The following is an 11,362-nucleotide window of genomic DNA, read 5'->3' as shown; positions in this document are numbered from 1 at the left end:
GCGCTGATGGTGTGTGGCGACGGATCAGGGAGCGGGAATGGGGCGGGTGCCCGCTTCGTCGAAGAGCTGCACGACGATGTCGACGAGTTCGCGCGGCGGCTCGCTGCCGTCGGCCAGGAGCGGAGCGCTGGTCAGGTCGGCGCCGGCGGATGCCGCGAGCGTTGCGAAATACCCGGGCGCGAGAAGGTAGCTCGCCACGGCGACCCGGCCGGACCCGGCGGCGCGCATGGACGCGACCGCCTCTGGAACCCGCGGTTCGGCCGCGGAGATGAAGGAGACGGCCACGGGACGACGCAGCTGGGCTGCGAGCAGATGTCCCATCACGTGACAGTCGGCTACCGCTGAGGGGTCCGACGATCCGGCCGCGGCGAGCACGACGCGGTCCCCGTCGCGCAGGCCCGCCTCGTGAAGGCGACGCGCGAGCAGCGCGACGAGGCGCGCATCCGGACCGAGTGCGGCCGTCACGCCGACCGCACCCTTGGGATCCGCGGCTGCTGCGAGATCGACCTTCACGTGGTAGCCGGCCGAGAGGAGGAGAGGCACGATCGTCACTTCCTGGTCGTGGCGGATGCCCGAGATCGTTTCGCGCACATCCGGCTCCTGCACGTCGACGAAGGCGTCGTACACCGCGAGGTCGGGCCGGACGTCGCGGACAGCCTGCACGAGAGCAGCGACGGCACGACGGCCGGCGGGATCGTTCGTGCCGTGCGAGGCGGCGACGAGGCTGCGGGCCGCGGCGACGGAGACGATTCCGTCGGCCGACCGGCAGCGCCAGACCGGCAGCCGGCGCACAGGATCGGTGTAGCACTCGCCGGTCTCGAGGTCGTAGACGTCCTTGTGGAGCGGGGATGCGATGGTCGGCCTCCCCGCCCTGGAGCCGACGATCCCGCGCGCCATCACCGACGACCCGGTCGCCGGATCGAGGTTCGAGAACGCGAAGAGACGCTCATCGGCCAGGCGCACGACCGCGACCTGACGCCCGTGGACGAGTGCGGCTTCCGCCCACATGGGCTCCAGTTCGTCCACCCGGCACACCTCGCTCCAGGTGGTGTCGATCGTCGTGAACTCGTATGCGATCGTCATGCGGTCACCGTCCTTCCAGGGTCGAATGAGGTCGAGTGGATGCGTAAGCCTGCTGGACGCCAACGCTAGGCACCGCGTGTTTCGGCCGGACGCATCCGTCGTGACATCGCGGTAACGAACTCCTCTCGGCGCCGATCCCCCGCCGAGAGGAACACGACACAGAACGTCACACGGCGGCAACGGAGACGACATGAGCGCCGAATACGGTCGACTCACGCGCACAGTTCAGGAGGTCTGCTGATGACTGAGGAAATCGACGGCATCGCCGGCCGTTCCGACGTGGTCGTCGTCGGCGGCGGCCCGGCCGCACACCGGCTCGTCGAGTCGCTGCTAGCGCGCCGCGACTCCCGGGCGACCGGGTCGATCACCGTGTTCGGCGAAGAGTCCCGTCTCCCGTACGACCGGGTCGCCTTGACCTCGCGCCTGCTCGGCGGCATCGAGGGTCGCGATGTCGACCTGACCTTCGGCGACGGGTCGCTCTGGCGCGAAGACGGGGTGATCTTCGCCGGCGGCACGAGAGTGGTCGCCGTCGAACCGGCGACGCGCACGGTCACGCTCGACAACGGTGACCGTCACAGCTACGGCGAGCTCGTGCTCGCGACCGGATCGTCTGCCACCGTGCCGCCGATCCCGGGCGCCTCCGCGGGCCGGGTCTACCGAACCGTCGACGATGTCGACGCCCTTGCACGCGAAGTCGGTGAACTCGCGCAGCGGAAGGGCCGTCAGGCGAAGGTCACCGTCGTCGGGGGCGGGCTCCTCGGACTCGAAGCCGCCGGGGCAGCGCTCTCGCTCGGAGCCGACGTCACCATCGTGCACTCCGGCCGCTGGTTGATGTCGGCCCAGCTCGACGAGGGCGCCGGCCAGGCGCTCGGCCGCATCATCGGGAGTCAGGGCATCACCCTTCGGCTGGGTGAACGGCCTGACGAAGTCATCACCGCTCCCAGCGGAGCCGTGCTCGGGCTCGGTTTCCCCGAGGGTGACGCCCTGACAGCCGACCTCGTGATCTTCTCGATCGGCATCACGCCTCGCGATGAACTCGCACGCGAGGCCGGCCTGGATCTCGGTCCGCGTGGGGGCGTCGCGATCGGAGCGGACTGCTCGACGTCGGTCGCAGGCATCTGGGCGATCGGCGAAGTCGCCAGTGTCGACGGCGCCTGCGTCGGCCTGGTCGCGCCAGCGAACGCGATGGCCGAGGTGGTGGCGGACCGCATCCACGGCGGCGAAGCGACCTTCCCCGGCATCGACGACGCGACGAAGCTCAAACTCTCCGGTGTCGACGTCGCCAGCTTCGGCGACGCACTCGCCCGCACGGATGGCGCCCTCGAGGTCGTCTATGCGGACCCGGCGCGCGGTCTCTACCAGAAGCTCGTCATGAGCGCCGATGTGTCCACTCTCCTCGGAGGAATCTTCGTCGGCGACGCGAGCCCCTACCTGTCGCTCCGACCGCTGCTCGGTCGGAACCTGCCCGGCGAGCCCGCGTCCTACCTGTCCGCGGCGGGCGCGGAACCGGCATCCACCCCCGCGCTCCCCGACGATGCCCAGGTCTGTTCATGCAACAACGTGTCGGCCGGCGCCGTCCGATCGCTGATCCGCGATGAGGCCTGCACCGAATTGGGCGAGCTGAAGGTGTGCTCACGTGCCGGAACGCAGTGCGGTTCGTGCGTGCCGCTCGTGAAGAAGATCCTCGAAACCGAGCTCACGAGTGCGGGGATCGAGGTGTCGCGGGCTCTCTGCGAGCACTTCGAACTGAGCCGGAGCGAACTGTTCGAGTCGGTGCGCATCCTCGGCCTCCGCACTGCCGGCCAGGTCTTCGAACGTTTCGGATCCGGGCTCGGCTGCGACATCTGCAAGCCGGTGGTCGCATCCGTGCTGGCGACACAGACGTCCGCCTACATCCTCGACGATGGGGCCGGTCCCCTCCAGGACACGAACGATCGCGCCCTGGCGAACATGCAGAAGGACGGCACGTACTCCGTCGTCCCGCGCATCCCGGCCGGCGAGATCACACCGGCGAAGCTGAAAGTGATCGCGGAGGTCGCCGAGCAGTTCGACCTCTACACGAAGATCACCGGCGGCCAGCGCATCGACATGTTCGGCGCCAGGCTCGAACAGCTTCCGGAGATCTGGCGCCTGCTGGTCGACGCCGGTTTCGAGTCGGGGCAGGCGTACGGGAAGTCCCTGCGCAACGTCAAGTCATGCGTCGGCTCGACCTGGTGCCGGTTCGGCGTGCAGGACTCCGTCGCAATGGCGATCTTTCTCGAAGAGCGGTACCGGGGCCTGCGGTCGCCGCACAAGTTCAAGATGGGGGTCTCCGGATGCGCGCGCGAGTGCGCGGAGGCCCGGGGCAAGGACATCGGGGTGATCGCAACCGAGAACGGCTGGAACCTCTACGTCGGCGGCAACGGCGGCTTCCAGCCCGCGCATGCCCAGTTGCTCGCCGGCGACCTCGACCACGAGACGCTCATCCGGTACATCGACCGCTACCTCATGTACTACGTGCGCACGGCCGACCGCCTGCAGCGCACCGCCCGGTGGCAGGAGGAACTGCCTGGCGGTCTCGACCACGTGCGCGCCGTCGTGTGCGACGACTCGCTCGGCATCGCGGCAGAACTCGAAGAAGCTATGGCACGGCACGTCGGCGACTACCACGACGAGTGGGCGGCGACGCTGGACGACCCCGACCGGCTCAAAAGGTTCCGGTCCTTCGTGAACGCACCCGCGACCCCGGACCCGGCCATGGTGAAGGTCCGCGAACGCGGCCAGGTACGGCCGCCGAAGGTAGAGGAACGCGAATCGGTCCTCGTCGCCGGCCCGTCGATCCCGGTGAGAGGAGCCTGACATGTTCGAAATCGACCTGGAGGCGAAGCGGGTGCTCGTCGTCGGGCAGGCGCAGCGCAGCCGTTACGCGGTCGCTGCGGCACGGATGCGCGGCGCCGATGTCAGTGTCGAACTCGCAGCTCACGCGATCGCCGCGCTCGACCGACCGGCGATTCCCACCCTCCCTGACCTGATCGTGTGGGTGGATGGGACGGCTGACGAGCGGTCGCGCCTGTTCGAACGTGCCCGCGTGCTGCGGATCGCCACGGCCCGTGCCGACTCAGTGGAGCCTGCTGCGGGCGGGCAGGTCACGCTCGTCGGCGGCGGTCCGGGGGATGCCTCGTTGATCACCGCAGCCGGGCTTCGGGCGCTCCGATCCGCGGATGTCGTGCTGCACGACCGGCTCGGGCCCCGCGACGACCTGCACCTGCTGGCCCCGGCGGCCGACCTCATCGACGTCGGGAAGACCCCGGGGCACCACGCCGTCCCCCAGCACGAGATCGAACGGATCATGATCGAGAAGGCGCTGTACGGGATGCGTGTGGTGCGTCTCAAAGGCGGCGACCCGTTCGTGTTCGGCAGGGGCGGCGAAGAGGTGCTCGCCTGTCGCCGCGCCGGTGTGCCTGTCGAGGTCATCCCCGGCATCACCAGCGCCATCTCCGTTCCGGGCGAGGCGGGCATCCCGGTCACCCACCGCGAGGTCAGCAGGGCGTTCACCGTCATCTCCGGTCACGTGCCGCTGACCGAGGACGAGCTGGAGCATGCCGTGGGGCTCGGTGGCACGCTGGTCATTCTCATGGGAGTGGCCACCCTCCCCCACCTGAGCGCCGGGCTGCGCCGTCACGGGATGCGCCCGGACATGCCGATAGCCGTCATCGAGCGCGGCTTCAGCCCCAGCCGACGGACGACCGTGACGACCCTGGGCGAGGTCGTTCTCGCTGCAAGCGCTGCTCGCGTTCAGTCGCCTGCCGTGATCGTCATCGGCGAGGTGGTGACAGCGACAGCCGTCGAGGAGCTGGCGGCGGCACAGGCTGGATACGCATGACCGATCCCGACCGCGGTGTTCCCGGCTTCCGGCCCGATCAACTCGACGGGTTCCGGATCGCTGTGACGAGCGACCGGCGCTCCGACGATCTGATCGCCGCCTTCGAGAGGCGCGGCGCCGAAGTGCTCCACGCCCCGACCATCCGGATGACCGGGGTCGCCGACGACAGCGTGCTCATCGACGAGACCCGGCGCGTCATCGCGAGCGAGCCCGACATCCTGCTCGCCACCACCTCCTATGGGATGCGGCGATGGATCGAGGCCGCCGACGCGGCCGGACTCGGTGACGAACTGAACGAAACCCTCGCAGCCGCGCGCATCCTCGTCCGCGGCCCGAAAGCACGCGGATCCATCCGTGCGGCCGGCCTCGACGACCACGGCATGAGCGAGCGGGAGACCACTACGTCCTTGGTCGACATGGTCCTCCGCGAGGATGTGAATCGGGCGACGGTCGCCGTGCAGCTCCACGGTTTCACCGACCGCGAGCAGCTGGCGCGGCTCACGGCCGCCGGCGCCACCGTGCTGACCGTCGAACCGTATCGGTGGTCGGTCCACGAGGACTCCGATCGCGTCGCACGGCTGATCGCCGCCGTCTGTAGCGCGGGCGTGGACGCCATAACCTTCACCTCGGCTCCCGCAGTAGACGCCCTCTTCACGATCGCCGACGGCATCGGGCGACTGGGCGGCCTGCAGGCCGCGATGCGTGAGAACGTAGTCGTCGCCGCCGTCGGCCCCGTTACCGCCGCACCCCTCGTTCAGGCGGGCATCCTCCCGATCGTTCCAGACCGGTTCCGGATGGGCGCCCTCATCCGCCTGGTCTGCGAACACCTCGAATGCAACGGCGTCTGCATCGTCGACACGGAGCTCGGGGCTGTCGAACTCCGCGGCAAGATCACACGCTTCGACGGGATGAGCACCGCGCTCAGCCCGGTCTCGCTGTCGTTGTTCCGCTCCCTGATGCGCGCAGGAGGCGTGACGGTGTCGCGGGCGGAGCTCGCGCACTCGGCTCCCGAAGTGCTCGACGAGCACGGGGTCGATGTCGCAGTGAGCCGCCTGCGCGGCGCGCTCCCGGATGCGCGGCTGGTACAGACAGTCATCAAACGCGGGTATCGGATCGCCGTTCCGCAGTGACGGGAGCGCCCGCTCGCTCAGCACAGCAGGCGGTGCGCAAACTCGCAAGCTGCAGGTCTTGACGTGGCACTTGTTTTTTGCAAGTGTTGACGCATCCACCTATCGGACCCATGAAAGGGGATCACGATGACTGCGATGTTCGTCAACCTGCCGGCGGCCGACCTGGAGCGTTCGAAGGCGTTCTACTCGGCGATCGGCTTCACCAACAACCCCGCGATGTCAGACCACAACGGCGCCTGCTTCGTGGTCGAGCAGGACCACAGCTTCCTCATGATCCTGACGCGCGAGTACTTCCAGACCTTCACCGAGCTTCCGATCGGCGACCCCGCACTGAACCCGTCGGTGTCGACCGCCATCTTCGTCGACAGCCGCGACGCCGTCGACAAGGTCGTCGCCGACGGCATCGCCGCGGGTGGCGTCGAACCGCACCCCGCGACCGACTACGGGTTCATGTACCAGCGCCAGCTCAACGACCCCGACGGCAACATCCTCGAGTTCGGTTGGTTCGACCCGACGGCCGCCCTGGCTGGCGCCGAGGGCCTCGCCGACCAACAGGCCTGACGTCGTTGGCCGCACGTGAGTACGGGCAGTACTCGGGCATCACACAAGCACTCGAACTCGTCGGCGAACGCTGGGCCATGCTCATCGTTCGCGACCTGCTCGTCGGCCCCCGCCGCTTCGGCGAGCTCGCTGCGGGGCTCCCCCGGATCCCGAGCAACATCCTGGCGGCGCGGCTGAAAGAGCTGCAGGCGGCGGGCGTGCTCCGCCGCGCGCCGCACTCCCGCATCATCGTCTACGAGCTGACGCCGTACGGTCGCGAACTCGAGCCGGTGGTCCTCGCGCTCGGCGCCTGGGGCTTCAAAGCACTGGGCGATCCGCGGGATGAACAGATCATCACACCCGATTCCATGACGATCGACCTCCGCACAGCATTCAGGCCGCGGGTCGCCGAGAGCCTGCCGGCGACCGCTTACGCCGCCCGTTTCGGGCAAGCCGAACTGCTCATCCGCGTCGACGGTCCCCTGCTCGACGTGCAGCGCGGGAGCGGGCCGGCCGACCTGGCGTTCGCGGCGGGCCCGGGCATCCGCCGACTCATCTCGGGCGAGCTCGCACCGGATCGCGCGATCTCGACGGGCACGGTCGAGGTGCTGCGCGGGCCTGGCGACCTCCTGGGCCGCTTCGCCGACACATTTCACCTGGCGGCGTGACCGGTCGCTACCCTACAGGGATGGAACCCGACTGGATCGAACACCGCCGCGCGTACGACGGTGAGCGAGTGGGCTGGATGCAGCCCGTCGATGAGGGATTCGTCGCCATCGACCTGTTGGGGCGTCGAACGACGGAGGTCGTGGACTGGATGCGCGCAGAGCAGGTCCTCGACGAACTCGGTCTCGGTTACCTTGCCGACCCGTACGAACTGCGGCTCGGCGACGGCACCTGGCTGCGAGTCCGTATCGCGGAGGTGTCGCCCGGCGGCATCCGCGTGAAGAAGGAGGACTGGGGCGACATGAATGCGCACCAGATCTACTACGCGGTGCAGTTCCCCGTGACCGAGGAACAGCTACGACCGCTGTTGCGGTGAGTGAACCGTCGAGCCCTAGCGGCGGGTGAGCTGGAACACCGGGATCCGGCGATCGGTCTTCTCGAGGTATCCCCCGAACTGCGGCGCCTCCGCGACAATCGCGTCGTACGCTGTGCGCCACTCCTCGCCCAAGATCTCGGTCGCCGTGACGGGTACGGTCACGACGTCGCCGTCGACGACGGCCTCGATGTCGATCGACGGATTCGCTCGCAGGTTGTGATACCACGCAGGGTTCTCGGGAGAGCCGCCCTTCGACGCCACAACCCGCCAGCCGTCCCCGTTGGGAAAGCCGACGACGGGGTTCAGATGCGTCTTGCCGGATCTGGCCCCGATCGAATGCAGGATGACCAGCTTCTCGCCCCAGAAATTCTTGGTGCCCTTGCTGTCGCGGAAGGCCTTGATGTTGTCGTCATTCCAACCCATGACTACAGCAACGCACGCACGGCCGGGAAACTTCCGAAGGAACGAAAGGGTCTCACCTGCTCGAGGACCCTCCACCTGCAAGACCTCCGGTCAGCTCCTTCCGGTTCTTCTCGTACCGCCCTTTGCCGACGATGCGCCACAGCAGCCGGGCAGGCGCGGGCAGGTTCTCGCGCTGCCACTCGACGCCCCCGTCGGGTTGGGCTGCGAGAATCGCGCCCATCGTCTCCCAGCTCTTGCCTTTCGGAGTCGCCTTGCGCCCGTGGTCGGCGAACCACTCGACCTCTTTCGGAGTCAGTGTCGTCTCCATCACGGGAACGATGTTCGCCTCCTCGTCCGGCAGATGAACAGCCAGGGCGGCGTTGATTCCATCGAGGGCGGATCGCACGGCGTCCGCATCCCGCGCACGCCCGCTGGTCCGCCATGCGGGCAGCGCCGCATCCATCTCTTTCAGGTGCACGAGTAACTCGGCGTGATGCTGCTTCATCCGCTCAACGTGCGCAGCGCACGAGGGTGCGCGCTGCTCCAGCATGCCCCACAGGTGCGTATCTTCGCCCTCGTGATGTGCGTGGAGCTCGACGGACAGCATCGCGAGATGATCGCCCACGACATCCGCGTGCCCGGAATCGGCCTCCGCGACGCCCGACACCAGCGCCGGCGCCTCGGCGAAACCTGAACGGAAAAGCCGGTGGATCTCGGCCATCCCGCGCGCATCGCAGGTCTTGTCGTTTCCTGCAGGCCGCTCGGGTACATCCCCACTCGAAGGCAGAGCTGTTGCGGACATGAGTCTCTCCGTTCGTCATTGAACTGGCGAACGAACTCTATTAGGCGTGAGCCCGGCCGACAAGAGCCGTCTTGTCGCGTTCCGGCGAGTGCAGTCAGTCGATAGACGGCGCCCGCCAGGTCGTCGGGCTTCCGACGAGTGCCTGACGCTGGCGCTTGAGCCCGAGGGTGCTCAGCCCGCGAGGAGTTCGCCGAATATCCGCCCGAGCGGCTCGGCCAGGTCATCGAATCCGGCGGATGCGATGGGCTGCACCCCCGTCGAGGTGCGCAGCATCACCACCCCGAGCATCGTCGCGATCGCGAGCTGGGCACGTAGCAGGATCGGCGCCGTCTCGGGGTCGTCGGCCCTCCACCCTGCTGCCTCAGCGAGTCGCTCGGTGAAGTGCTCCATGGTTCGGCGGCGGATGCGATCAGCATTCTCGTCGCCGGAGGAGCGCAGCAGGAGGAGCAACTGCAGAGGGTCGTCGCCGTCTGGGGCGTTCACGACGTGAGCGATGAGTCGCTCGATCACGGCGCTGACGTCGGACGATCCGGTCGGAGTCTGCGAGTCCAGTTCGTTCGAGGTGCGCATCATGCAAGCCTCGAAGAGCCCCTCCTTCGACTCGAAGTAGCGACTGATCAAAGCGACATTCACGCCGGCATCCGCAGCGATCTGCCGCACCGTCGTAGCTCGATATCCTTCGGTCGCGAACCGCCGCCGCGCTGCCCGCACCAAGGCCCGCTGGGTTGCCGCGGCGTCGCGACCCGAGCGCACCAATTCGTCATCCGCGTCGAGCACCGTCTCAGCGAGCATCCCGCTTGACTCCTTCGTCTCGTTGGTCATTTCGCAGTTCCCACCGGCCACTGTACCCGGTCGACACTCAAAGTAAACGCTTGTTGACTCACCTTCCCCCATAGGGAATACTCGTCAAGTCAGCACGTGCTTACATAGCTAGGGAGTTACATGTCCGCCGTTCAGAGTCCCGTCACGGGCTCGGTATCCACCCAGAAGGCGACGCGGTCACGCGGAACCGCGATCATCCTCTTCCTCTCGCTGGGAGGTCTGTCATTCGCGGTGCTGCAATCCCTCGTCGCGCCTGCGCTCACCACCATCGGCAAAGATCTGGGCGTCGCCACGGCGGACGCGAGTTGGGTGCTCACCGCCTACCTCCTCTCCGCTGCAGTGCTGACTCCGATCCTCGGGCGCCTCGGCGACATGGTCGGTAAGCGCAAGGTCATCATCATCGTCCTCGCCCTGCTCCTCGTCGGCACAGTGCTGGCGGCACTCGCGCCGAACCTCGGCGTGCTCATCGTGGCTCGTGTTCTGCAGGGAGCGGCAGGCGCCGTGATGCCGCTGTCGATCGGCATCGTGCGCGATGAACTGCCGAAGGAGCGCGTCAGCGTGACGATCGGGCTGCTCTCGGCGATCTTCGGCATCGGCGCCGGCGTCGGCATCGTCGCCGCGGGTCCCATCGTGGAAGGGCTCGGCTGGCACTGGCTGTTCTGGTTCCCCGCGATCCTCGTCGTGATCGCCCTGCTCGGTGCGATCTTCGGCATCCCGGAATCCCCGGTTCGCACGCCCGGCCGCCTCGACATGCTCGGCACAGCGATCCTCTCCATCGGTCTCGTCGCACTGCTTCTCGCCATCAGCGAGGGCGAGAAGTGGGGCTGGGGCGACGGCAAAACGATCGGTCTGCTCATCCTCGGCGGCGTCGCCCTCATCGTGTTCGTCTTCGTCGAGCTCCGCGTCAAGGAGCCGCTGATCGACGTTCGCCTGTTCAAGCACCGTGGCGTCTGGACCGCACACGTCGTCGCGCTCGCCTTCGGTTTCGCGATGTTCGGCACCTTCATCCTCGTTCCGACGCTGCTGCAGCTGCCCACCATCCTCGGCTACGGATTCGGCAAGTCCGTCAGCGAGGCCGGCCTCTTCCTGCTTCCCACCGTCGTCGCCATGGTTCTCGCGGGTGTCGCCGCGGGCATCCTCATCCGTCGCATCGGCCCCAAGATCCCGATGATCCTCGGCGGCGTCTCGGTCACCGTGGCCTTCCTGATTCCCGCACTCGGCCATGCCGAGGAATGGCAGATCGTCGTGTCGGGAATCCTGACCGGCATCGGAATCGGGATGGCGCTGGCCGCGACGTCGAACGCGATCGTCGAGAGCGTGCCGGCAACCCAGACCAGCGAGGCGATCAGCGCGAACACCGTCATCCGCACCGTCGGCAGCAGCATCGGCACGGCCGTCATCGCCGCGCTGATCTCCTCGAACATCACCGCGCAAGGTGCTCCCACCGACGACGCCTTCACGATCGGCTTCTGGGTATCTGCCGCCGTCGGAGTTCTTGCGATCATCGCCGCGCTGGTCGCACCGTCTCAGCGCGCCCGCCGTCGCGAGGCCGAGGCCGCAGGAGTGGACGACTTCTTCGAGCTGGAGAAACCGCACAAGTAGACACGCCCCCTGGGTCGAAACTTAGGATCGGGATAGTGGACGACGTCCGTGCGACCCGCCATTTTCGACCCAGGAGG

Annotated in this window: 11 protein-coding genes; 7 read left to right on the top strand and 4 right to left on the bottom strand. The window is 67.8% G+C overall.

Annotated features, from left to right (window positions below; genetic code table 11):
* Positions 1 to 24: 24 nt before the first annotated feature.
* Positions 25 to 1,083 (bottom strand): nitrite reductase small subunit NirD, encoded by a 1,059-nt coding sequence (gene nirD, locus AAYO93_RS20150; RefSeq protein WP_434056660.1) that lies wholly within the window; start codon positions 1,081 to 1,083, stop codon positions 25 to 27.
* Positions 1,084 to 1,323: 240 nt separating this feature from the next.
* Between nirD and nirB the strand changes: the two genes are divergently transcribed.
* From nirB to AAYO93_RS00835, 6 genes are all read left to right on the top strand, one after another.
* Positions 1,324 to 3,921 (top strand): nitrite reductase large subunit NirB, encoded by a 2,598-nt coding sequence (nirB, locus tag AAYO93_RS00860; protein WP_345763141.1) that lies wholly within the window; start codon positions 1,324 to 1,326, stop codon positions 3,919 to 3,921.
* A 1-nt stretch (position 3,922) separates the two neighbouring features.
* Positions 3,923 to 4,945, top strand: a complete 1,023-nt coding sequence (gene cobA / locus AAYO93_RS00855) for a uroporphyrinogen-III C-methyltransferase (protein WP_345763140.1) — start codon at positions 3,923 to 3,925, stop codon at positions 4,943 to 4,945.
* On the top strand, positions 4,942 to 6,075 hold the full coding sequence (locus tag AAYO93_RS00850) for a uroporphyrinogen-III synthase (RefSeq protein ID WP_345763139.1): 1,134 nt from the start codon (positions 4,942 to 4,944) through the stop codon (positions 6,073 to 6,075). Before cobA ends, AAYO93_RS00850 begins: the two co-directional genes overlap by 4 nt.
* A gap of 126 nt (positions 6,076 to 6,201) precedes the next feature.
* A complete protein-coding gene (locus AAYO93_RS00845; RefSeq protein ID WP_345763138.1) occupies positions 6,202 to 6,636 on the top strand; it encodes a VOC family protein in 435 nt (144 codons plus the stop codon).
* Between the two features lie 5 nt (positions 6,637 to 6,641).
* Positions 6,642 to 7,283 (top strand): winged helix-turn-helix transcriptional regulator, encoded by a 642-nt coding sequence (locus tag AAYO93_RS00840; RefSeq protein WP_345763137.1) that lies wholly within the window; start codon positions 6,642 to 6,644, stop codon positions 7,281 to 7,283.
* Positions 7,284 to 7,303: 20 nt separating this feature from the next.
* Positions 7,304 to 7,657, top strand: coding sequence for a hypothetical protein (locus AAYO93_RS00835; protein ID WP_345763136.1), 354 nt, complete (start codon positions 7,304 to 7,306; stop codon positions 7,655 to 7,657).
* A 15-nt stretch (positions 7,658 to 7,672) separates the two neighbouring features.
* On the opposite strand, the gene AAYO93_RS00830 is transcribed toward AAYO93_RS00835, so the two are convergent.
* From AAYO93_RS00830 to AAYO93_RS00820, 3 genes are all read right to left on the bottom strand, one after another.
* Positions 7,673 to 8,080, bottom strand: a complete 408-nt coding sequence (locus AAYO93_RS00830; RefSeq protein WP_345763135.1) for a nitroreductase/quinone reductase family protein — start codon at positions 8,078 to 8,080, stop codon at positions 7,673 to 7,675.
* A gap of 52 nt (positions 8,081 to 8,132) precedes the next feature.
* On the bottom strand, positions 8,133 to 8,861 hold the full coding sequence (locus tag AAYO93_RS00825) for a hemerythrin domain-containing protein (protein ID WP_345763134.1): 729 nt from the start codon (positions 8,859 to 8,861) through the stop codon (positions 8,133 to 8,135).
* Between the two features lie 171 nt (positions 8,862 to 9,032).
* Complete coding sequence (locus AAYO93_RS00820) at positions 9,033 to 9,683, bottom strand: TetR/AcrR family transcriptional regulator (RefSeq protein ID WP_345763133.1); 651 nt, start codon at positions 9,681 to 9,683, stop codon at positions 9,033 to 9,035.
* A gap of 120 nt (positions 9,684 to 9,803) precedes the next feature.
* On the opposite strand from AAYO93_RS00820, the gene AAYO93_RS00815 reads away from it, so the two are divergent.
* Complete coding sequence (locus tag AAYO93_RS00815; RefSeq protein ID WP_345763132.1) at positions 9,804 to 11,285, top strand: MFS transporter; 1,482 nt, start codon at positions 9,804 to 9,806, stop codon at positions 11,283 to 11,285.
* The last annotated feature ends 77 nt before the right edge of the window (positions 11,286 to 11,362 follow it).

The organism is Diaminobutyricibacter sp. McL0608, from assembly GCF_039613825.1.
Lineage (GTDB): Bacteria > Actinomycetota > Actinomycetes > Actinomycetales > Microbacteriaceae > Diaminobutyricibacter.
The sequence above is the reverse complement of the archived record's forward strand: the minus strand, read 5'-3'. Positions and strand labels throughout refer to the sequence as shown.

Coding starts and splice junctions, on each gene's coding strand:
- nirD (WP_434056660.1), bottom strand. CDS start 1,083: ATGACGATCGCATACGAGTTCACGACGATCGACACCACCTGGAGCGAG.
- nirB (WP_345763141.1), top strand. CDS start 1,324: ATGACTGAGGAAATCGACGGCATCGCCGGCCGTTCCGACGTGGTCGTC.
- cobA (WP_345763140.1), top strand. CDS start 3,923: ATGTTCGAAATCGACCTGGAGGCGAAGCGGGTGCTCGTCGTCGGGCAG.
- AAYO93_RS00850 (WP_345763139.1), top strand. CDS start 4,942: ATGACCGATCCCGACCGCGGTGTTCCCGGCTTCCGGCCCGATCAACTC.
- AAYO93_RS00845 (WP_345763138.1), top strand. CDS start 6,202: ATGACTGCGATGTTCGTCAACCTGCCGGCGGCCGACCTGGAGCGTTCG.
- AAYO93_RS00835 (WP_345763136.1), top strand. CDS start 7,304: ATGGAACCCGACTGGATCGAACACCGCCGCGCGTACGACGGTGAGCGA.
- AAYO93_RS00830 (WP_345763135.1), bottom strand. CDS start 8,080: ATGGGTTGGAATGACGACAACATCAAGGCCTTCCGCGACAGCAAGGGC.
- AAYO93_RS00825 (WP_345763134.1), bottom strand. CDS start 8,861: ATGTCCGCAACAGCTCTGCCTTCGAGTGGGGATGTACCCGAGCGGCCT.
- AAYO93_RS00820 (WP_345763133.1), bottom strand. CDS start 9,683: ATGACCAACGAGACGAAGGAGTCAAGCGGGATGCTCGCTGAGACGGTG.
- AAYO93_RS00815 (WP_345763132.1), top strand. CDS start 9,804: ATGTCCGCCGTTCAGAGTCCCGTCACGGGCTCGGTATCCACCCAGAAG.